The organism is Paenibacillus sp. NPDC057934 (assembly GCF_042887565.1).
GTDB lineage: Bacteria > Bacillota > Bacilli > Paenibacillales > Paenibacillaceae > Paenibacillus_AQ.
This window is the reverse complement of sequence record NZ_JBHVPB010000003.1, coordinates 309,140-330,916: the sequence shown is the minus strand read 5'-3', so window position 1 is coordinate 330,916 and position 21,777 is coordinate 309,140. Positions and strand designations below refer to the sequence as shown.

General features: G+C 38.7%; 20 protein-coding genes. All 20 read right to left on the bottom strand.

Translation table 11 applies throughout. The annotated features are described in order from the left end of the window. The gene (locus tag ACFVRY_RS08950) at positions 1-777 is read right to left on the bottom strand and encodes a PIG-L deacetylase family protein (RefSeq protein ID WP_387499340.1); all 777 of its coding nucleotides are present in this window, start codon (positions 775-777) and stop codon (positions 1-3) included. Next, a complete protein-coding gene (locus ACFVRY_RS08945; protein WP_387499338.1) occupies positions 734-1,612 on the bottom strand; it encodes a sugar phosphate isomerase/epimerase family protein in 879 nt (292 codons plus the stop codon). Before ACFVRY_RS08945 ends, ACFVRY_RS08950 begins: the two co-directional genes overlap by 44 nt. Beyond that, a complete protein-coding gene (locus ACFVRY_RS08940) occupies positions 1,606-2,835 on the bottom strand; it encodes a DegT/DnrJ/EryC1/StrS family aminotransferase (RefSeq protein ID WP_387499336.1) in 1,230 nt (409 codons plus the stop codon). The genes ACFVRY_RS08945 and ACFVRY_RS08940 overlap by 7 nt, the downstream gene beginning before the upstream one ends. After that, on the bottom strand, positions 2,832-3,989 hold the full coding sequence (locus tag ACFVRY_RS08935) for a radical SAM/SPASM domain-containing protein (protein ID WP_387499334.1): 1,158 nt from the start codon (positions 3,987-3,989) through the stop codon (positions 2,832-2,834). Before ACFVRY_RS08935 ends, ACFVRY_RS08940 begins: the two co-directional genes overlap by 4 nt. A gap of 1 nt (position 3,990) precedes the next feature. After that, positions 3,991-5,685 (bottom strand): carbamoyltransferase family protein, encoded by a 1,695-nt coding sequence (locus ACFVRY_RS08930; RefSeq protein WP_387499332.1) that lies wholly within the window; start codon positions 5,683-5,685, stop codon positions 3,991-3,993. A gap of 17 nt (positions 5,686-5,702) precedes the next feature. Next, the gene (locus tag ACFVRY_RS08925) at positions 5,703-6,137 is read right to left on the bottom strand and encodes a type II 3-dehydroquinate dehydratase (protein WP_387499330.1); all 435 of its coding nucleotides are present in this window, start codon (positions 6,135-6,137) and stop codon (positions 5,703-5,705) included. A 15-nt stretch (positions 6,138-6,152) separates the two neighbouring features. Then, positions 6,153-7,058, bottom strand: coding sequence for a glycosyltransferase family 2 protein (locus ACFVRY_RS08920; protein ID WP_387499328.1), 906 nt, complete (start codon positions 7,056-7,058; stop codon positions 6,153-6,155). Then, a complete protein-coding gene (locus ACFVRY_RS08915; protein WP_387499326.1) occupies positions 7,058-7,735 on the bottom strand; it encodes an HAD family hydrolase in 678 nt (225 codons plus the stop codon). The genes ACFVRY_RS08920 and ACFVRY_RS08915 overlap by 1 nt, the downstream gene beginning before the upstream one ends. Next, positions 7,732-8,883: a DegT/DnrJ/EryC1/StrS family aminotransferase gene (locus ACFVRY_RS08910; RefSeq protein ID WP_387499324.1), complete on the bottom strand. Its 1,152-nt coding sequence runs from the start codon at positions 8,881-8,883 to the stop codon at positions 7,732-7,734. The genes ACFVRY_RS08915 and ACFVRY_RS08910 overlap by 4 nt, the downstream gene beginning before the upstream one ends. Positions 8,884-8,888: 5 nt before the next feature. After that, complete coding sequence (locus tag ACFVRY_RS08905; RefSeq protein ID WP_387499322.1) at positions 8,889-9,791, bottom strand: ROK family protein; 903 nt, start codon at positions 9,789-9,791, stop codon at positions 8,889-8,891. Next, entirely contained in the window at positions 9,781-10,848 is a 1,068-nt protein-coding gene (locus tag ACFVRY_RS08900) for a Gfo/Idh/MocA family protein (protein ID WP_387499321.1), read from the bottom strand. The genes ACFVRY_RS08905 and ACFVRY_RS08900 overlap by 11 nt, the downstream gene beginning before the upstream one ends. Beyond that, positions 10,845-12,314, bottom strand: a complete 1,470-nt coding sequence (locus ACFVRY_RS08895) for a class I adenylate-forming enzyme family protein (RefSeq protein WP_387499319.1) — start codon at positions 12,312-12,314, stop codon at positions 10,845-10,847. Before ACFVRY_RS08895 ends, ACFVRY_RS08900 begins: the two co-directional genes overlap by 4 nt. 12 nt (positions 12,315-12,326) lie before the next feature. Further along, on the bottom strand, positions 12,327-13,448 hold the full coding sequence (locus ACFVRY_RS08890) for a radical SAM protein (protein ID WP_387499317.1): 1,122 nt from the start codon (positions 13,446-13,448) through the stop codon (positions 12,327-12,329). After that, positions 13,435-15,276 carry a B12-binding domain-containing radical SAM protein gene (locus ACFVRY_RS08885; RefSeq protein ID WP_387499315.1) on the bottom strand — a complete coding sequence of 614 codons (1,842 nt, stop codon included), beginning with the start codon at positions 15,274-15,276 and terminating at the stop codon, positions 13,435-13,437. The genes ACFVRY_RS08890 and ACFVRY_RS08885 overlap by 14 nt, the downstream gene beginning before the upstream one ends. A 54-nt stretch (positions 15,277-15,330) precedes the next feature. After that, positions 15,331-15,594, bottom strand: a complete 264-nt coding sequence (locus tag ACFVRY_RS08880) for a phosphopantetheine-binding protein (protein ID WP_387499313.1) — start codon at positions 15,592-15,594, stop codon at positions 15,331-15,333. A 50-nt stretch (positions 15,595-15,644) separates the two neighbouring features. Then, the gene (locus tag ACFVRY_RS08875) at positions 15,645-16,433 is read right to left on the bottom strand and encodes an ABC transporter permease (protein WP_387499311.1); all 789 of its coding nucleotides are present in this window, start codon (positions 16,431-16,433) and stop codon (positions 15,645-15,647) included. A gap of 1 nt (position 16,434) precedes the next feature. Beyond that, on the bottom strand, positions 16,435-17,244 hold the full coding sequence (locus ACFVRY_RS08870) for an ABC transporter permease (RefSeq protein WP_387499309.1): 810 nt from the start codon (positions 17,242-17,244) through the stop codon (positions 16,435-16,437). Continuing rightward, a complete protein-coding gene (locus ACFVRY_RS08865; RefSeq protein ID WP_387499307.1) occupies positions 17,245-18,231 on the bottom strand; it encodes an ABC transporter ATP-binding protein in 987 nt (328 codons plus the stop codon). Between the two features lie 1,053 nt (positions 18,232-19,284). Further along, a complete protein-coding gene (gene aroB / locus ACFVRY_RS08860) occupies positions 19,285-20,373 on the bottom strand; it encodes a 3-dehydroquinate synthase (RefSeq protein WP_387499305.1) in 1,089 nt (362 codons plus the stop codon). Positions 20,374-21,037: 664 nt separating this feature from the next. Continuing rightward, positions 21,038-21,739, bottom strand: coding sequence for an RNA polymerase sporulation sigma factor SigK (gene sigK, locus ACFVRY_RS08855; RefSeq protein ID WP_066373374.1), 702 nt, complete (start codon positions 21,737-21,739; stop codon positions 21,038-21,040). Between the last annotated feature and the right edge of the window lie 38 nt (positions 21,740-21,777).

Sequence of the window (21,777 nt, the reverse complement as noted above, 5' to 3'; positions counted from 1 at the left end):
TTAATAGTCATCATAGATATTTCCTTTTCCTGTTGATTTAGTCTCATCAGTCGGTCTACTAACTAACCAAATTCGCTCGGAAATCGATATTCCCATCGGCTTCCCATATTCGATTATTTTCACAATATCTCTCTCTTTACTTTGGCTGTGGTAAACCTTAAGAGCCCGTACTTTATCATTAAGACTATCAGAAATAATATTTTTTGGTTTCAGGACAAAGCCTTCCTGACTGAGTATGTTCAAAACTTCTATTTTCGCCTGTTCATCTATGCAATAAGGCAAATCTTCAAAGAAAAATAATCTGATTTTTCTGGCGTGTAGTTCACTCCACATTTGCTTAATCACATACGCTAACAGAATGTGATCTACATGCTTTACGCCTAATGGAGCTAATACAATAGAAGGCTTGTTGGAATCTAGCGCCGAAAGAATTTCTTTGCGCACTGCCTCAATCCAGTAATGTTCAGATGATTGTTTCCAAGGTTCCTTCGTTCCTCCGATAATTTCCCGAAGTCTCTTGTAACCGCGCAATCGCGCTTCCGGCAAATCACAGAACATAGCATTGTAGCGCAAACAAAGAGAAACTGCTTGTTCTTCTATTAAGATTTGTTTTAGAGCTTCCTCATGCTTGATGTTTAATATGGAATAATCTTGTTTTGAAAAAACATTAAGCACTGTTATATGTCTGTCACTGTTTCTACACGCCAATGAAGCTCCAAGAGAATAAGCGGCATCATCCGGATGTGGGCTTAATATTAGTATTGATTTTTTCTCCACATTCCCACCCCATCTCTAGATGATGCATGAATTTACTTATTCTAGATATTCTATTCATATAGTAGTCATCTTTAGCATCGAATACTTCGGCGATCATTGGTCCTTGAAAATTCACCTTTCTTAATTCACCTAATACTGCATCCCAATTTACATGTCCTTGACCCACTTCAACCATCTCTGCCTGAAATGGAGAAGTTACATATAGATCAGTTACGTGAATCTTGCGAATATACTGCTTTAATACATGAACCCAGTGTTCAGGATAACCAGTGAGTCTAGCATTACCAACATCCAGACACATGCCTATTTGCCTAGAGGAAAACATATCCAAAAAACTCTTCATTTCAAGCGGGCTCAATAAAAACTTGTTAAAGACATTTTCAATACACAGTTCAATACCGTATTCTTCAGCACGCTTTAGCAATATCCCTATCCGTTCAACCGATCTACTATAGCAATCATTATAATAATCTTCTTCATTAACTATACCGGGACTTATGGTTATGGAGGGTATTTCAAGAAGGGCGGCCAACTCCAACATTTTGTTTGCTATTTCCATAGCCTTCTTTACAACATCTTCATCATGGCTGCTTAATGAATAATCATGAAATAACAGCGTAGATAAACTAAACATTTTTAATCCTGATGCATTCACACTCTTCCGCAGCTCTACAATATCAGTTGTTTTTGAACGGAAAGAGATGTCTCCTATGTTAGTAAGACTAAGCTCTAAACCATCAAAGCCAGCTGTCAATGCTATTTCAGCAGCTTTCTGAACTCTAGTTCGGCCCAGCAAGCCGCCTGGAAAAGCCCAGATAGTTAAACCCTTCAACATTCTGAACCACTTCGGACAGCTAATTTATTCATTTTCACTTGTACGTCTGCGATCTTTTGAAGAATATCTTGAATTTCACTACGTTCAGCCAAGAGTAAAGAATGATGAAGCCAAAATGTTGTCTTACTGATAATTTCCGTATTTGGACATTGTTCCTTCCAATTGCATTCTATTCTATCAGCCTTATGCGCAAATGCAGGTGGATTCAAGAAAACTTCATTATAATATATTGCTCTTTCATAGCCCCGTATAATGGGAATTCCCGCAGAACGAAAAGCCATAAAGAGACGTTTGGGCGACATCCCCCCCCAATATTCCTTGTCATAACGGAAACAAATTAAATGTAGGCCATGCCGACTAGATTCGTCCGAGACACATTGAGGTGTAATCCCGGCTAACTGCGACAACATAGAGGTGACATAAACGGCATTATCTTCCCTTATACGGTGAAGTTCTTGGAATTTTTCTAACTGTGCAATGCCGATTGCACCTTGAAACTCGGTCATACGTCCGTTCCATCCAAGCCGTTGATGATCATACCATTCACCGTTAACTCTTCTCCCAGCCATATGCAATGAATATAAGGTCGAGGCTACATCGTCATTATTAGTCACAATCGCCCCTCCCTCTCCCGTGGTAACATTCTTAGAGGCTTGAAAACTAAAACAACCTATATCTCCGATTGTACCTACAGGACGCCCTTTCCATGTTGCACCAATCGCATGGGCAGCATCCTCAATTAAAACTAAATTGTAATCTTGCGCAATTTCGAGAAACGCATCCATATCACAAGGTTTACCAGCAAAGTGAACGACTATTATCGCCTTTGTACGCTCTGTACAAGCCCGACGAACCGCATTCGGATCCAAATTCCAAGTCTCCAGATCAATATCTGCGAAAACTGGAACAGCCCCACTTTGCAGAATGCAAGTTGCCGTTGCTGCATAGGTATATGGTGTAGTAATAACTTCATCATTAACTTCTAAATTCAGGGAACGTATAGCCATATCCAGCGCCATCGTACCACTACTAACAGCCAGGCTATGTTTAACTTGAAGCATTTCACCAATTGCTTTTTCAAAGCGTTGCACGAATCCTTTGGAATGTGCCGCCTCGCCCTCTAACGTATCATAAGCGCCCCTCCACCAATGTCCGCTATGAAAAGCTTCTAATAGCAATTCTTCTTCCCTTTGATCAAACTTTGGCCAGGAGTTCACATTCATAGACTTTCCTCCATATTCTCTAACAAGCTCCGAGTCGTACCGTTTTGCAGTGCCTTTATGCAGGTAGGGTCTGATTGCATCATCGTTCCGTAATATTTATTCGCTGTAGCAGGACAGCCACCGCGACAAACCTGCCAATATTCACAATCTTGGCAGGGTTCCAGGTTCTTTAAATACTCTTCCCTTTTTCGGATATTTCTTCGTTGTTCTTGCCACGGTACCAAAGTCTCTTCTACGCTCTGTTTTTTGACATTGCCTGTTTGGAAAGTAGCTTGTGTAACAAAAGCAGTACATCCTGTAACTTCGCCAGTCCCGCCTACAATGATACTGTTTCCAAATGCGGGACAGCCCCGAATGGGATCAAATTCAACTTTTAGCTGGATACCCGCAGGCCAAGTGCGCCGCCGCGGGCTTTTCTGATACGATACATAAAAGCAACCGGGGAGTACGATCGTAATTTCAAACGGCTTAGCAGAACTACTTAATGCATATTCTTCCAGCCACTGATAAGTGTCTAGATATGCCTGATCCATTCCCAGCTCTGAGGGTGTATCTTCTGGAACCGTCCCGCCTGATTTAACATCAATTAATCGAAGCAGATTGACATATTTAATTTCATTGGCAACAGCCAGATCAAGAAACTGCCTAACGCGATGTCTATTTTTATCCATTACCACCATATTGAAACCCAGACTCTTAAAGTCGCGGGATCGAAGTTCAGCTAGCCCAGCCAGTGTCTCTTGAAATGCACGGGAATTCCCCCTGATTTCATTGTGTTCCTCAGGAACTGGTGAATCGATCGATACATATATTTTGTCTATTAAATTCAGATGTTGTTGCAGTTCAGCCATAACCGCCCGAAGGCGGGTTCCATTGTTGACCAGCAAAGTTTTAGTATCCTGAAATGATTTAATAATTTTTAATATCTCCCAGATATCTTTCCTTAGGAAAGGCTCTCCTCCACTAATATCGAATGTCCTTACTCCAACTTGGTAAAGTTCAGGAATCACTCTCCGATACTCATCTAGGCTCATTTCCTTTTTTATTTTTTGCTTACTGTGGTGACTTCCCGAATAGCACATTTCACATGACAAATTACATAATAAAGTCGGGTATAAGTATGCAGTATGCGGATTTTCCAAAGGCTGAAGCATACTATTCTCTCCTGTCCGTATTTTGGGTTCTTTTAGTAACTAAAAATTTATCGATAATTAAAGCATCCAAGTTTGTATTAGAAAAACAACGAAGAGCATCTTCAGGAGTTTCCACTATAGGTTCGCCCTTAACGTTGAAAGATGTGTTTAAAACTACCGGAACACCTGTTAACTCACCGAAGAACTCTATTAATCTATAAAATTCAGGGCTGCCTGCTTTAGAAACGGTCTGTAATCTAGCAGTTCCGTCAACATGTGTGATCGCCGGGAGAACAGAACGTTTGTCAGGGAGCACATCGCATACAATCAGCATAAACGGAGTCTCTTGATTAATATCAAAAAACTCCCTACTTTTTTCAGCTATAACAGCGGGCGCAAATGGACGAAACGATTCCCGGAACTTTACCCTATGATTAATTTCATCCTTCATATGTGTAAGTGTCGGGTTTGCCAGAATAGAACGATGACCAAGAGCCCGGGGACCAAATTCAGCGCCTCCTTGGAACCAAGCAATAATTTTCCCGTTTGCCAACCAACGGGCGGCAATTTCCTCTGGATATTCAATTGCCTCTATATTTAACTCTGTGAACTTATCAAAAGAATTCATTACTTCGTCTCTTGAATAGGAACGTCCCAAATAAGCATGCTCCATATATAAACCCTCTTTAACTTTTCGAGGATTTTGATTATATACAAAGTGTCCCCACAATGCACAACCTATAGATGTTCCGTTGTCACCAGAAGCAGGTTGTATATATAACTGTTTGAATGGTGTATGTTTTAATATTTTCCCGTTCGCTACACTGTTCAAACCAACGCCTCCGGCAATACACAGATTCTCACAACCTGTTTTTTCATACAGCGCGTTAGCCAAATGAATAACGGCATCCTCCAATATTGCTTGACCTGCATAAGCAATATCTGCCTTTACTTGGAATTCGTCTTTAGAAATATCCTCTTGTATGATTTGTTGTAGTGCAGTTTCAAATGTTCCCGACTGTAAGTCGATCTTAATTTTCCCTTCGGGTAACAATTGAACATATGACTTTAACTTCTCATAGTAGGTATTATTTCCGTAAGGAGCTAGCCCCATTGTTTTTCCATCTTCTGTAAAATAAAAACTATCCTCATTTAAAAAATCAAACCCGCAGTAATGTGATATTATTTTATAGAAATGTCCGAGTGAATCATCCGGATCTCCCTTCTGATAAGGCTTCCCTTGAAATGTTATTGGTGATGTTTTATATTGCTCAGCGATAACTTTGTCCAATATCGTAATTTCATTCTCTTTGCCGTAAGCAAAAGTAACAGTTTCAATTCCATTTTCCCCTTCATATGTAACTAAATCTCCGGCGTTGTCCATAATAAGAATAGCGGACTCCTCGAAAGGAGAAGGAAAAAATGCACTAGATGCATGGGCCATATGGTGATTCAAAGTAACCACCGACTTATTTCTGACCCCAAAATAAGCTGTTGGCACCAAGATCGAGTCAACTACAATCAATTCCAGGTCATCTGTCGTAATTCCCGCAGCCTGCAGGCAATAATTCCGGCTGTGTCCCAACAACAAATTTGAATGAAATCCGTATTTTTTTCTGGTAACTCTTTCCTCCTCAATGGCGCATACAATTCTTCCTTCATTGACCAAACAAGAAGAAACGTCGTGGTCAGAGCCTCCCAAGCCAAGTATATACATAATATTCCACCCTTTTTCTAATGAATTTTTGTTGCCATCTCTAAAGCAGTTATACCCATTAGATAGCTGTATTTTCCGAATCCCGAGATTTGACCAAGTGCAATAGGTGCAATTATTGATTTTGAATGCCATTCTTCTCTTGCATAAATATTAGACATATGAACCTCAACAACTGGCAGACCTATTCCTTTCAAAGCTTCGCTGATGGGGTATGATTGTGAAAGACTGGCTGGATTAATGACAATACCTTCTACTCGATCAGCACAATTCTGGATAATATCGACGATCTCCCCTTCAGAGTTAGATTGAAAAAACTCAAGGCTCGCCCCTAACGCATCCCCTTCAACATTTAACCATTCATTAATATGTTGGAGCGTTTCACAACCATAAATCCCCACTTCTCTTTTGCCAAGCAAATTCATGTTAGGTCCGTTAATTATTATAATTTTCATATCAACCTCAAAATTTTATGAATTTTGTTTGTTTAGCAATAATAAAGATTCAATAGTTATTTCTTTGAGTAAAAATTGTCTGACAAGATCAATTTCCGGGCGATATGGAAATTTTCCCTTTAACAAGGAAAAAGAATACTCCACATCTTCCACATAATTTTCCCTGGGATGATCCATATGATAAACCCCTGCATTTTTCAACAGTCTAATCGAATGACCCGCTTCAATAAGTCGAATCCCCAAATCCAGGTCCTCCGCTCCCCACCTTACTCCATACTCAAGATCAAACTGAATCTCATGACAAATAGACATAGGGATGGATAGATTTGCGCCAGCACATCCTACCCAACGCAATGACTCACAGTCGGGTGAATTGAAAACGCTTAGAGCCAATAACTCTAGTGAATTCATTTTCTTATTCTTCTCTACGATTTCGTCAAACCTTGTGCTAATCAGTTCATCTGTTAAGAGAAATTGCTTCAATCCGTCGTGTTGCCGAGTCTTTGCATATTGCGCATAATAAAAACCCTGCACTGGATCTTCAAAAAACTTAATATATGGAATATTGAATATATATCCATGTCCTATTTCAGAAACCTTTAAGCCTGCATGTTCGCTTACAATTAGGGGTGAAACTAAACAGTCATCATCAAGAAAGAGAATCCGATCCGCTTTGCTAATAGTAATTCCTTTGTTTCTGGCGCCTGATCTGCCTAACGGTGTATTATTTCGAACTATGCGGATGGTATATGGACACGACATAGCATAATGAAGAATTTTGTTCTGAATTTCTTCCTCGCTGCCGTCATCCACAATAATAACTTCGAAAGAGTAGTCGGCAACAACATTTTCCAGCGACAACAATGTGAGACGTAAGCGCGGCCACTTGTCGCGTGTGGGAATCACGATACTTAAATCCATTACACCACCTCAATCGCCTGAACTTCATAGCCAAGTAAGGTATATAATTTACTCATCAGTTGGCCAGCTTCTGATACGATATAATCAGGATTAGTGCTTTGAAGTTCTTCGCTTGAAGAAAATCCCCATGTAACTCCAATAGTTCCGACGCCAGCCTCTTTTCCCGATAAAATATCATGCGGCGAATCGCCAATTATAATTAATTGATTAGGAGATAATTGAAGGTATTCCGATATTCTGAATATACCTTCCGGAGCCGGCTTGCCCAATGTGACATCATCTGATGTAACCACGCAACTGAAAAAGTGTTCAATATCATGATTTTTCAATATGCGCAAAGTACGGTACCGATCCTTGCCTGTAAAGACGGCTATTGGAATATTAAGCTCATACAACTTTTCCAGAATCATAATAATATCAGGAAACATTTCAATAAGATGCTCATTTTCTAAACAGTAATTTTGATAAACCTTTGTCAGTTCAAGCGGGATTTGCAAAGCCAAAAAAATATCCTCAAGCCGTTTTCCCATATGAAGACAATACTCTTCAAAAGCAGGAACACAAGATGTTTCTTCCGTAATATAGTTCTCAATTACGTTGTTATATGCTTTTTTCATTAAGTGAATAGAGTTTATCAGTACACCATCTAAATCAAAAATCACACCTCGGTATTTCATGCCTTTATTCCCTGCCAATTTTCTTGTAAAGAGACAATATAGTCTACCATCTCCACTAAAGACCCCAACGACCCAAGAAGAATCCGATGATGTAACCATATCATTTCCTTAGCTGCCTTTTCAGCAATAGGACAATCCAAAGATCTGCCCCCACATTGCTGCCACACCTCTGTCTGATGTATAGCCGAATATCCTACAAATGCAGGAATGCCTTTCTCCTTTAGTGTATCGACAAATTCCAATCTTGATTTATTCCCGAAATGTTCTGAATCATATTTCAACGTAAACATGTAAAAAGGATGTAGTGTAGCTTCTTTTTTATGAACAAGTGGAGTAAGCCCATCTACATCTGCTAACAGCCGCTGCAATTCTTCAGCCAAGACCATGCGCCGTTGACTTTGTTCTTGCAGTCGTTCCAATTGAGCGGATAGAACAGCAGCCTGAAACTCTGATATACGATAGTTAGAGCCCAGCACACTATGCTGATATTCGCGATCTTGACTATGTCTACCTACATTGTGGATTAACCAGCTTTTTTCATACAGCTCTTTATTATTCGTGATAATAGCTCCACCTTCACCGGAGGTCATTAACTTCATATATTGAAAACTATAGCAAGCAATATCACCTATACTCCCCAGTGGCTTATTCTTATAAGTTCCTCCATGAGCATGGGCAGCATCCTCAATAACCCGGAGCCCATGTGTTTGAGCAATTTCCATAATTCTATCCATATCTGCTGAATGTCCTGCAAAATGAACAACTATAATTGCCCTGGTCTTATCTGTAATGGCTTTTTCAATTTCTTCAGGATTGATGCAGAGCGTCTTAGGATCCACATCAACTGCAACGGGAACCCCTCCTTGACGGAATACAGGAGTAGCTGTTGAGATAAATGTATAGGCTGGTACAATAACTTCATCACCTGGACCAATGCCAATTGCCATAAGGGATAATTCAATTGCATGCGTTCCATTACTTACAGCGATTGCATAATTGACCCCATGCGCTTTAGCAAAGTTTTGTTCGAATTGTGTCACTGCACTGCCGCTCATACGCCACCAACTTCTGCTTCTTAAAGTCTGAGTCAGATTTTCTTCTTCTCTTTCATCAAACATTGGCCATTCTGGAAAATTAATTTGATGCATTTCAATCACTCCTTATTTGATTTTGATATCAGTGAATAGGCGCCATATAGACCTGCATCGTCGCCTAAAGCAGCTTTTACTATCACAAGCTCTGAATTCTCTCCTAATTCATTTCTAAATGCAGACTCACATTCATCAAAGTAAAGTTTAAGCTTTTGCACTATACCTCCACCTACAATAACCATTTCTGGATCAATGAGCTTTACCACATTAGCCAGAGCTCTTCCCAAGTAGGATGCTGCTTGACTAACTGCTTGATTACTCCATGTTTCCCTATTATAGATTGCATTCGACAATTGATTTTCACTAATGTCCTTGTACGGGGAAAGCATCCGAGCTTGTCTTAAGATTGCCGGTCCCGAAGCAAGAGCCTGCAGGCATCCACGTTTACCGCAAGAACAAATCATATAATTGTTGCTAACTTGCATATGACCCAAATCAGCCGCCCATCCATATCGCCCACGGTATAATTTACCTTCTAGCACCATCCCCCCCCCAATTCCAGTCCCTACAGTAGCCATAAAAAGATGAGTTTTCCCCTTACCAGCCCCATAATTAAGCTCACCTAATAAAGCTGACGCTGCATCATCTTCTATTGCAAACGGAGATGGCAATGAGCTAAAAAACACGTTTACCGGTATCCCCTTCCACCAAGGACGATTCGGCCAAGATATTACTTCAAGTTGATCCGGTGTTAAAATCCCTGCAAAAGATATTCCACATGCACAGGGAACTCCCCATTCGGATATACACTCATGTATTAAATTTAAAAATGTTTTAGTATCTTGTTCAAAATCATTTCCTTCCCAAGCTCTTTTTTGGACAGAAATAAGAGTCCCTCTATTAAAGAGCCCAATCCGTAAATGAGTACCTCCTATATCCAATCCCCATACATATTCATTTTTCATAGTTCTTCATATTTTCCGTATAAATATAATCAATAACATTTGCCACTCTTCGGCCGGTGTCTATCTGACACGAAAGTACATCATTATTTTGAATTTTGGTGATTAGATCATCATACATATTTATAAATGCTTCCAGAGGCGATGGGTACTTCTCTCCGTAGGGCTGCTCCCTTTTAACAATCCCCTTTTCATTTTCATATATAATAATTTCAGGGAATGGCCATCGCCTTTGCTCGCTGTAACCAAACAATGTCCTTAGTTCATATGTTCGTTCTTTTGAATGACATATAATTTGAGTATAGTCCGCATCACAAGTGCTATCGTTCCAACTTACATGAAGTTCAATGTGTCTATTCCTCTCATCTTGCAACTTGACAATTGCTGTATCCTCAGTATTAACCTCACCTTTGGTCTCGCTTGAATGAAACCATGTTGCCCCTTTTTCTTGGATCGCGCCGCTGGAAGAAAGAGTTCCGCTAGGGCTATAACACCCCATATTGCAACATTCAAAAGCCAAATCCAACATATGAGAACCTATATCCATCAACACTCCACCGCCGGATATTTCTTTAGTTGTAATCCAACTTCCGGGCCTTGGAATTCCATTAAAACGTCTCCAAACTACCGAACACGAATGAACATTGTTGATTTCATCCAAAAACTGGATGACATCCCTTCGAAAGCGATTAACATAACCTACACTTAGATGCGTATATGCATTAGGTAAGGCTAACAATTTATCTATTTCCATACTTGACATGCCAAGTGGTTTTTCGCAAAGCACATACACATTTTCCTTCAAAAAGTATTCTATTAAAGAAATATGCGTGTTTGTCGGTGTTGTTACTATTGCCAGATCCAACTTTTTCTCCATTAGTTCAACAACCTTGTCTGTCGCAAACGATATCCCAAAGCGAGTTGCAGCTTCGGAAGCCTTTGACAAATCGACATCACAGATGCCGACGACCGATACATCATCCCGAACACTAAGTACCGGCAAATGTGCATTCATTGCTATCCAGCCACTTCCAATTAATCCAACCCTCAATTTTCTCATATTGTCTCCTTACCGCAGGTAAGTGACTCAATCAACGATACACGATCAACTTTACCCGTTACTGTCCGCGGAATTTGTGAAACAAACACTACCTTTTCGGGAGTCATGTAAGCCTCAAGTTGTTGTAAACAATATCCACGTATCTGCGCTTCATTTAAAACTGGCACTTTGGGAACTATAACAGCGGTAATCAAATCATCATAGGTTTCTTTTTTATCAAGTCCAATAACAACAGCTTCTGCAATATTCGGCATACATAATAACGCATTCTCAATGACTACCGGATTTATCTTCTTCCCATTTCTTTGAAGTAAATTGCTTTTCCTCCCACTAATATATAACATACCATCTTCAGTAAGATGACCTATGTCTCCAGTAGACCATCTTTCATGCTTAGCAGGTAATTGAACATCTTGATTTTCGCCCACGTATCCACAAAATAATGAAGAAGTTCGTACCGTAACATTCCCTTCAATGTTATATGGCACAGCTAGCCCATTATCATCCTCAATTATAATATCGACCCCGCTCATTGCTTGTCCCACCAAATTAAGATATGGATGAACTTCCGGAAGTCTCATCGCAATCCCACCAGTTTCAGAACTCCCATAATTACCTGACAATCGCACACCATATAATGAATAAAAAAGTTCAGCTAGAGAGGTCGAAATTTGACCTGTTCCTATTAAAGCATAACGAAGATGTTCAACTTTTAAAGGCTTAGTGTATGAAGCCGTCATAAGTTTTACAAGCGAAGGGATAAGGGGCAGAACAGTTATTTTATACTCGTAAATCCACTTCAGAATGGCTCGTGGGAAGAAGAGTGATGATAGCACTAAAGTACCACCGTTGAAAATCGAACCAAATAGTGCACAGCCACACGCAAATGCATGATGAAGAGGTAAGGCTGCCAGATAAGCATCATGCTCCGTAAGATTCAGTGTTTCTCCGTACGATTTCCCTTCACTTAACAGGGAGGACACTTTCCTCTGTACAAGTTTATGCTTTCCTGTTGATCCAGAAGTAAGAAAGAATACACTTCCTTCATCATTAAAATATCGGTTAAATGATTGAACTGCTGTTTCTCGATTAGTAACTATTTGCTGAACAGTTAATGCATAATCCTCTAAACCAAGACACTGAATTACTTGAGCGGACCCTAAAATGAGTTGAAAATCCGTTTCAGAGAATATTTCTTCCCATTTAGCAGCTGATATATTTGGATCGATTAGAGCGACATTTTTGCCCATAATAAGTGCGCTCAAAAGACACAATATTGAATCGACATCATTTTCTAAAAAAATATAAATGTTTTTAGAATTCATGATGTTATCCTCTTTATTCCACCATTCAACTATAGAGTTAAGACGCAAAACGAGTTCACCCCAAGTAAGGGTTGAAGTTGCATCTCGCAATGCAATTACATTCGCATCATGTTTAGAAATGGTATTCAAAAGCAGGCTCATGTTCCCTCTCCCTCAAATGGAGTTTGCTCTCTCAGTCTTCAATTGTCTCAGGCGTTCCCACGTGAGAGGACGACTATATAGAGGAATGTTAAGAATATCCTCATCTGATATAAAACCATTCACATAAAAATTGATAATATCAAAAGAGGTAAAACATTGTTTGCAAAATGGCAGCCTAGGAGAAGGCCATAAGAAAACACTGTACATCCGATCTTTCCCAAAGCGATCTATAACATCAAAGGGATCCTCTTTTAGAACATTGCCCAACTCTGTAGCCCAGCAATTTGGACAGGGAGTGAGAAGACCGTCATCAAATGATTGCACCATAACTGCAGGCACATGACAGCGCATACGTCTTTGCCCTTCAATGAGTAAGTGGCATAGCTCATCAAAAAAGGGCTTAGGTGCCAAAATGCCGGCATATTTATCGTATTTATCAACAACTTCTTTTATAAAAGTTTCTATTTCGCTGTTAGTAGGCCACATGCCTTGCTTGATCTGTCCTCTAACTGGAAAAGGATAAATTGTAACTTTACCTTCATATTTAAGCATATAATCTAAAAAGGTATGGTATTTCCCTATATTTCTATCGGTTAATACAGATCCAACCTCCGTAGGTATACCTGATTGGATGATTCTATCTAAGTTGTCTAAAAGCCTATCTTGAATTGCTTGTTTTTTCACTCTGTATCCATTTAGATCTAAATTATGCCCGTCAATAGACATATGTACCTGCGTATTACCAAGTGTAAGTAAATTATCGACCAGTGGCTGAAGAAGGTGATAGCCATTAGTTAAAATCTGAATTGTTTCATAATTAGGTGATTTTAACTTAAAAAAATCAAATATTCCTTTTATCTGCAAAATTTCACCACCGCTGATACGCAAGATCGACGCATCGGCCACTTTTTCAAATTGATCTACAGCATGATCCAATCGTTCCTTAAGAGGACTGCCAGGCGCGTAAAGAAGACGTTCATTCTTAACGGTTGCATATTGTACATGTTCCACGTTATCTTCTGTTTTCAAAGTGTTCTCAAAAGAAAGGCAATACGTGCAGCGAAAATTGCAAGTATCCTCTCGAACAACCAAGTCGTTAAACAACAATTTCACTTTTTCCTTATGAGAGGACATAATCTTCACCTATCCGGTCATTATTAAAAGCTAGCAAAGCATTAGGTAAGGGATCTTTCAAGAATGAACTTCCTTTCAACCTGTCATTTAAACTTGTACTAAAACACGTTTCTTCATATTTCCTAATCAGTAGACTAAAGCGATCGTGATAAGCCTTGATTGAATCTGGGCTTTCAGGGTCCAATTGTTTAATCAATTCCACACATGAATCCAAAACTGATATTACAAGTTCACCCAAATCCCTTCTCCATACCCGAAGTTGTTTAACGAAGTCTAAATAATCACTTTTTGAATTGTTACGTTCCTCCTTTAACAAGTTGGTATCCATAATATAAGTTCTCCATTGGCGTAAAATATCTGGCATTACATCATCGACCAAGAAAGTTAAATAGTCAGAATAAATGACAACAATATCCCACATTACTGCAACTTCCTTAGATTGAATTTTATAAGGACGCGAAGAGATCCTCCGAATATGTTCATACAATCCTTCATCGGAATTCAGATCATGCCGTATATCCCAGGGATCAAGCACTTCAATAATATTTTTCATGGCCAGTTCCATCTCAATTGGTGCGCCAGGAAAGACGACAAGACGATTAAACAAATAAAGTGGAGAACCCATAGTGTGCAACTTAGCTTCTTTGATGAATTTTACCGTTTCTGAAAACTCTTCAACCGTCGTATATGCATCAACCAGTATCATTGCCGGCTCTACATCAAAGCCCATTTCAGACAGCCTTTGAGTAGCAGATAGATTACCGCTTACAGTAGTACCCTTCCGCCATCTATTTAATGTAGTCTGTGATCCTGACTCTAATCCCAAAAGCACATCCTTCAAGCCTGCTTGCCTCATTAACTCAAGGAATTCTTGATCCAAGAACGACTTTGTGTCTACTCTACATTCACCATGAAATGAAATTTTTATATCCCTAGCAATTATTCCTTTAGCAAGTTCAATCAGTCGCTGTTTGGCAGCCGGGCCATACCCCATAAAATTATCATCATTAAAATAAATGTACTCCACACCGTATGTTCGCACCAGATAATCAATCTCATCAAGAATTTTTTCAGCGGGCCTTAGCCTCCATTTTTTTGCATCAACCATTTTGGCCGTTGCTGGAGCATGACAATAAGTACATTGTCCATAACATCCTCGGCTTGAATTAAGTGACGCTACCCGTGGCTGTATCCCTACTTCACGAAGTGCATCCAATGCATCTCTGGATGGAAGAGGGAGATTTTCAAGTTCTTCAACTTCTCCGTTGCCATTGTCAAGAAAGTTACGATTCTCTTCAACTGATGAGAGTCCTTGAATGTGTTTCCACGGTTCACCGCTCTTTAATGCAAGTAGCAGTTGATAAAGCGGAATTTCTCCTTCTCCGCGGATAACAGAATCAAGTTGTCCAAAAAAAGCAGCTAAGAAATATTGATGTGTAAAGGAAGCAAATGGACCACCTAGTGTAATATGCCCCGAATATCCACGCCTCCTTAATTCACGAATGATCTGTGCTGTCTGAAATGCGTGAAGGTCATACAGTGCGCTGATACCAACAAGCGTAGGATTGTGCTGCATTATATCATTTACCACATCATTTAATGTCAGCCTCATAATATTTGCATTCAAAATCCTGACATCCATCTCTCTCTCGCGTAAGTACCCCCCTAAACAAGCAACCCCTAAATTCTCTCTGTAGCGACGGACAAATACTTGATTTAATGGTCCTGAAGTAAGCGCATCCACATCATTTTTTACATTATTTTCGCGAAAAGTACGTGGTGTTTGCCGCAAGGATACTTCCATTGGTGAAATAAGAATCGCATCCATATAATTGCACTCCTTGTATTAATCAATTGCCGAAAATGTAAGATTTCTAGGCACTTAAGCCGTCTTCTGGTTAATTACATAACTCGCCAAAGATCTAATTGACTTTAAAAGATTAGCATTCAGGTCTTCATCAGCAACTTCAATGTCGTAATTTCTCTCAACATGTAACAGTAATTCAAGCGCATCAACAGAATTAAAACCGTACTTCTCCAAAAAACCTTCTTCAGTGGCTACTATTTGATCAGCAGTAATCTCCATTCCAAGCACTTCAATAGCAATTTCTTTAATTTCCTGTTCAACAGATTCCATCGTGATCATACCAAAAACCTCCATAATTTAAGATCATTAAATGTAAATACATAATTCCACTAACTACTTGCACTTGAGTAATTGCTAATAGCCTTTTTCCAAACCCATTGTGACAAGATAAAAAATAGGGTAGTTAGTAAAAATCCAAACCCGACTTCTTTAAAGTTAAATCTGTCCATCAACATTTTTGCAGGAATATTAACTAACATTAATGCAGGAATGATGAATGTAAGAACTACACGAACTCCACCTTTATAAATGAAATCCGGCCGCATTGCGAATTCATAAAACCATTCAATCAAATCCCAGGCAAATTGAAATCTTGTCTGCCAGAAAGCAATACAGTTTATCATTAAAAAGGTAGAATAAAATAATAAAACGCCATTCACTAGTAAACCGATGTATAACAATACGTCTATAAATGAGATTGAATAATTATTAAGGTTAACCCCATAAACCACTAGTGCCACACCAATGATACTGTTAAAAAACGAATCCAGATTAACATTTCCCATAACGGCAAGAAATTGAGAGTTCACAGGCTTTAACAACAACATGTCAAACTCTCCTTTATTAATTAGTGTGGGTAAACCTAATAGATTAAAGAAAAAGAAGGTCATCCACAATAAATCAACTAAAAAAGTAGTACCCAAGAAAATCAACATGTCTCCAAAACTCCAACCGCCAAGTGTGTCTAACTTGGTATAGACAAATACGTACATCCCTAAGCCAGTAAGCAAATACAATATTCCGCTAAAAATCCTTGTGAAAAAGTTTACTCGATGTGACATATCAGCGATAAGAGAAACTTTCCAAACTGTCTTATAAATACGCAAGTACTTTATCACGTTACCCTCCAAATGCTCCAAATCTAGCAATACCTTTTCTCCATGCCACAATACAAATGGCGCCAATTGCAAATACCCATATTCCTTGCAGAGTCAAGCCTCGCAGAATAGAAGCCATAGATTCAGACCCTAAAAATATTCTTATCGGAAAGTAAAAAATGTATTGAAATGGAAAGTATAAAAAAATACCATTTAACCACTTCGGTAAAAAATCCGTTGGAAATTTACTTCCATCTAAAAGCGAGATAATGGATACTATGAATGTCATGATTTGGCCCGCTCTACCGAACCAGAAACCTAACATCCCCAAAGCGTAATACATTAAAAAATGGATACAAAAACCCAATAAAATAGCGAGAACAAATAAGAGAAAATCTTCCCATTTTGGTACTAACAAAGAGTTTTGAAATATAAAAAACAACACACACCCGGGTATTAACATATAAATAAGTTCAGCGCTTTTATGACCGATATGCTTAACAATATGAAATGTAAAATGGCTGCTAGGCTTTAACAAAAACTGATTTAGTGAACCATCCAGTATTTGCTGGTTCATTGTTGTGTTAATATTTGTCCCAACCAACCGATTACAGATAAGAACCACAACAAAATAAGTTGTAATTTGATCTAAAGAATATCCTAGCTGAGCATCCGCTCCAGGATCCATTCCATATACAGCCTTCCAAAGAAAAACATTTAGGAGGATAGGGAGCCATAAAAATAGGAACCCTATAATTACATCGATGCGTCTCATAGCCTGATATTGAATTTCCGTTAAAAATATTCTTTTAACAATGGTAATACCTTGCATTTATCCTCGCACCTTCCCCAAAGTAAAAATCTCATCAATAACTTTCTCCACAGGAATCTCTTGAATGTTAAGATCTACAACAGGAAGTCTGCCTATTTTTTCGAGGGCTTGATTGAGATTATTTTTGTTTACCTCAAGAGATACTCTTACATCCTCTTTTTCCGTAACGGTCCCTATTTCGCTTAAAATCTCCACCGGTACCTCACTTTGCAGCACAAGTGATATTTTCTTTTGATCAGAGAAATTACTTGAGATATCCTTCAATGAACCATCATAAAGAATCGACCCGTCATGAATGATAATAACCCTTTTACATAACTCTTCAATATCAGCCATATAATGACTTGTAATTAATAATGTTGTATTACGTAGTGAATTGATTGTCTTAATAAAATCTCGAATTGCTCTCTGGGAAGGAATATCCAGCCCAATTGACGGCTCGTCTAAAAATACAACTTCTGGATTATGCAAAAAACCAGAGATTATTTCCATTTTCATTCGTTCACCTAATGATAAGTTTCTGATCGGTGTATTAAGCAAATGGACAACCCCGAGAATTTCTGACATTTCACCAACTACTTTAACAAAATCCTTATCTGAAACATCGTAAATTTCTTTATTTAACAGAAATGAATCTGATGCAGGCAAATCCCACCACAATGAATTCTTTTGGCCCATAATCATCGCTATACGTTTTCTAAAACTTTTATCACGTTCCCAAGGCGTATATCCCAATACTTTACACGTTCCCGAACTTGCGTGAAGAATTCCCGCCAACATTTTCATAGTCGTAGTCTTACCAGCCCCATTCGGACCTAATATTCCAACGACCTCTCCTGTCTCTATGGAGAAATTTAAATTTTTAATCGCATGTTTTTGTACGTACTCTGGAGAAAAAAGTGATTTTATGGATGATGATATTCCTGGCTTTTTATGTAGAACAGTATATGACTTACTCAGGTTATCTGCATAAATAATTGATGACATCTAGCTCCTCATTTCCAATCAGTTTAGAAATTCTTCGTTAATTCGTTTATCTACTCATTTGAATATTTGTATAGATTAATTCACACAATCTTTAAGGCACTTTTAAAACCTAGCCGTGTTACTACGTTTATTCGCACCTCCTTATAAAGTAATAGGTTAGATTAAAAAACTAATTATGAAATATTTTCCTTCCTTAAAGGATTATAAAGCATATAATAACTTTGTTTCCGTGCTTTTTTTAACAGTATAATGTTTTTTTAACACAAATTAAATTCGATCTCATTATATAAAAATTTATGTATTTTAAAGAAAACAAAGATAAAATATACCAATGTTGTTTTGATCCTCTGTAAAATGAATAAGTCGAATATTGAAGCCTACAATAGTTATGATGAGTATTCTATGAAGTGAAAGAGGAAGTCAGCATTAGAGGAATTAAATAAGCCAAACGGTGTAAAAACTAAAACAACTATAATCGAATGACGGTGGCGTTTTAAATTTTGTAAATATGAAGTATAAAGTCGAGGTATCTTACAAGGAGTGTGGGTTTGATAAGAAAATGTATCTGCTAAGGATTTGACATTCTTGCATTGGTTGGTGAATTTTTCTTTAAACACATCTACTTTCCAAACTTCACGAAGAACTGGACTGAAAAGGATGATAACTACAGCGCGGAAATGAAAACAATGGTACCAGTGTTTATTAACCATGCTTTATGCAATCTGTCACTAAATTCTCTCTCTGAAGCGGTACACGAGTATGGAGAATTACGTCCCTCCATAGACAATGTATTAAAAAACAGCTTCGGTGTGAGATTTCGAAAGATGCTGGCTACGGCTGGCTCTTGAGGTTGGCAACCCTACACTGAATTCTCCGGATGTACGATGGATAGGAATCGGTGCCATCCGGAAAACGGATTCAGCGAAGCACTAAAAGGAGACGCTTACAGATAATGAGTATTGAAACTGGCCTAATGTACCTTACAGCTTATTTTCGGCTTATATGATAAATTCAGATTCTATAATGATAAGTTTTTATCACATCAGGACAGTACTACTCAGTACGATTCGACAGATCAGTCAAAACAGAATAAATTAACTCTTTATTGCTTACGAGAATACGTTCTACATGTCCGATTGAAATAGGTACAATAAATTCAATACCTTCTCCATGGCTTTTCTTATCATACAGTATCCTTTCATAAACCGTATCAATATCAAACCCCTTTAGATCAATAGGTAAACTGATACTTGATAGTAAAGAAATCACCTTTTCCTTCTCTCCGTTTTTGGTCAGCCCAAGTTTTTCACCTAAAATAAAAGCACCCACAATCCCAATTGAAACAGCTTCACCGTGTGTTAATGAAAACTCAGATACTGCTTCAACAGCATGACCAATTGTATGACCAAAGTTTAATATCGCTCTTTTGCCATAATCAAATTCATCACTGCAAACAATATCGCTTTTAATTTTGCAATTTTCATATACCAAATACTCAAGAATGTCATGATGATTTGAATATATATCCTGGATATGATCAAGCACATACTCAAATAAATGCTCAGAAGAAATCAAACAATGAACCAGAATTTCTACAATACCACCATTAATATTTCTACGTGTTAGACTTTTTAGAAAATCGGGATTTATCATTACCATTTTAGGTTGATAAAATGATCCTATATTATTTTTAATGTTACAAAAATTAAATCCTACCTTTCCTCCAACACTGCTATCAACCTGCGCTAAAAGAGTTGTTGGACATTGAATAAACGATATCCCCCTCAAATATGTTGAAGCCACAAATCCAGTTATATCGCCTACAACTCCGCCGCCAAGAGCGATCATCGTATCTTGCCTTTGAATTTTATTTTCAATTAAAAAAGAATATATCCCCTCTACTGTTTTTAAATTCTTAGATGATTCACCTTGCTCGAAAATATAAGATACAACAATGTAACCCAAATTAACTAAATACTCTACCCAATTTTGAAGGTATAATTCCGAAACTATACTGTCTGTGACAATAACTATTTTTTTCCCAACACATGACCGAAGAAGAGCCTCTGAGAAATCATTAATATCATCCGATATGATAATGGGATAAGTTCGTTCCTTTAGTTCAACTGTAAATGAATGCATCCTCTCACCCTTACCTCTCAAAATAAATTGGGAAGAAACCACTGAAAAAGAACCCTGATATAGTGTGTAATACATTAGCCGTAACATCTCGTTTGGTTGGCGTTATTTTCAAGCTAAGTACGATTAAATCTATCAAATATGTAAATGATTGTGCATCTGTCATTCCCTCTATGTTGGGTGGGTCGCACAACTATCTTACGGAATGCACAGATGTTTTTCTATATTTTTCGTCACATTCACAAGCTAAATGGCTGTTCAAGCACTACGTTTAGTGTTGAGCCAAAATTCTTATATTTAAATAGAACAAAGGATAAGGTGTAACGCATTTAATTGGTTATAAACTGGAATAATAATGTTGAGTTTTTCATTTCTCCCTCTTGTATTGATTCGTTAGTATAGTACTGCTCAAATGGCTGTATGATGGTGCGAAGCACGCGTTGCCCCGTCTTGAGGAGCTTTCTTTTGTTCGATTTACCTGCTTGCTGCTGCTTGAGAGATTACCGGACGAATGGATGTTACGCCTACATCGCATGATTAATTATGATTACGGGCATCTTTCAGTTACATAGATACTCTTGTAATATTCCCCCCCTCTCTCTAAAAAAGACAAAAGCAACTCATCCGCAGACAAGTCGCTTTCTTAACGCCTTATTGTGGCTTTCAGCTACCGCTTCGCCTTATAAAACTCATGATAAAGCTTCATGAGCGCCCGCTTCTCAATCCGCGATACATAACTCCGTGAGATGCCCAGCTCCTTGGCAATCTCCCGCTGCGTTCGTTCCTCCCCGCCCGTATCCAGGCCAAAACGGCCGACAACGACCTCTTTTTCCCGGTCATCCAGGATATCGAGGTTGCGGTAGATTTTGCTCTTCTCGATCTTCAGATCGACTTCCTTGATTACATCATCGGCTTCCGAACCGAGGATATCTATAAGTGTAATTTCATTGCCTTCCTTGTCCGTCCCGATGGGATCATGCAGGGAGACGTCTTTGCGGGTCTTTTTTAACGATCTCAAGTGCATGAGAATTTCATTTTCGATACAACGGGCCGCGAAGGTAGCCAGCTTGGTACCTTTATTCGGACGATAGCTCTCGATCGCCTTGATCAGGCCAATGGTTCCGATGGAGATGAGGTCCTCCATGTCTTCGCCGGTATTATCGAACTTTTTCACAATATGGGCAACCAGTCGTAAGTTATGCTCAATCAACAGATTACGGGCCTTGGCATCCCCCTCCGCCATCCGCCCCAGATACCTGCTTTCCTCTTCTTCGGTCAGGGGCTGTGGAAATGCGTTGTTCCTTACATACGACACCAACAGCGTCAATTCTTTAATCAACAGGGCAATTGTGCTTATGATTCCGGGCAATTTGGCGACACCTCCCGCACATGTACAATGAAACCGGT

Bases quoted from the DNA above. Each gene is read 5' to 3' on its own strand.
- ACFVRY_RS08945 (WP_387499338.1), bottom strand. From the start codon at position 1,612: ATGTTGAAGGGTTTAACTATCTGGGCTTTTCCAGGCGGCTTGCTGGGC.
- ACFVRY_RS08940 (WP_387499336.1), bottom strand. From the start codon at position 2,835: ATGAATGTGAACTCCTGGCCAAAGTTTGATCAAAGGGAAGAAGAATTG.
- ACFVRY_RS08935 (WP_387499334.1), bottom strand. From the start codon at position 3,989: ATGCTTCAGCCTTTGGAAAATCCGCATACTGCATACTTATACCCGACT.
- ACFVRY_RS08930 (WP_387499332.1), bottom strand. From the start codon at position 5,685: ATGTATATACTTGGCTTGGGAGGCTCTGACCACGACGTTTCTTCTTGT.
- ACFVRY_RS08925 (WP_387499330.1), bottom strand. From the start codon at position 6,137: ATGAAAATTATAATAATTAACGGACCTAACATGAATTTGCTTGGCAAA.
- ACFVRY_RS08920 (WP_387499328.1), bottom strand. From the start codon at position 7,058: ATGGATTTAAGTATCGTGATTCCCACACGCGACAAGTGGCCGCGCTTA.
- ACFVRY_RS08915 (WP_387499326.1), bottom strand. From the start codon at position 7,735: ATGAAATACCGAGGTGTGATTTTTGATTTAGATGGTGTACTGATAAAC.
- ACFVRY_RS08910 (WP_387499324.1), bottom strand. From the start codon at position 8,883: ATGCATCAAATTAATTTTCCAGAATGGCCAATGTTTGATGAAAGAGAA.
- ACFVRY_RS08905 (WP_387499322.1), bottom strand. From the start codon at position 9,791: ATGAAAAATGAATATGTATGGGGATTGGATATAGGAGGTACTCATTTA.
- ACFVRY_RS08900 (WP_387499321.1), bottom strand. From the start codon at position 10,848: ATGAGAAAATTGAGGGTTGGATTAATTGGAAGTGGCTGGATAGCAATG.
- ACFVRY_RS08895 (WP_387499319.1), bottom strand. From the start codon at position 12,314: ATGAGCCTGCTTTTGAATACCATTTCTAAACATGATGCGAATGTAATT.
- ACFVRY_RS08890 (WP_387499317.1), bottom strand. From the start codon at position 13,448: ATGTCCTCTCATAAGGAAAAAGTGAAATTGTTGTTTAACGACTTGGTT.
- ACFVRY_RS08885 (WP_387499315.1), bottom strand. From the start codon at position 15,276: ATGGATGCGATTCTTATTTCACCAATGGAAGTATCCTTGCGGCAAACA.
- ACFVRY_RS08880 (WP_387499313.1), bottom strand. From the start codon at position 15,594: ATGATCACGATGGAATCTGTTGAACAGGAAATTAAAGAAATTGCTATT.
- ACFVRY_RS08870 (WP_387499309.1), bottom strand. From the start codon at position 17,244: ATGCAAGGTATTACCATTGTTAAAAGAATATTTTTAACGGAAATTCAA.
- ACFVRY_RS08865 (WP_387499307.1), bottom strand. From the start codon at position 18,231: ATGTCATCAATTATTTATGCAGATAACCTGAGTAAGTCATATACTGTT.
- aroB (WP_387499305.1), bottom strand. From the start codon at position 20,373: ATGCATTCATTTACAGTTGAACTAAAGGAACGAACTTATCCCATTATC.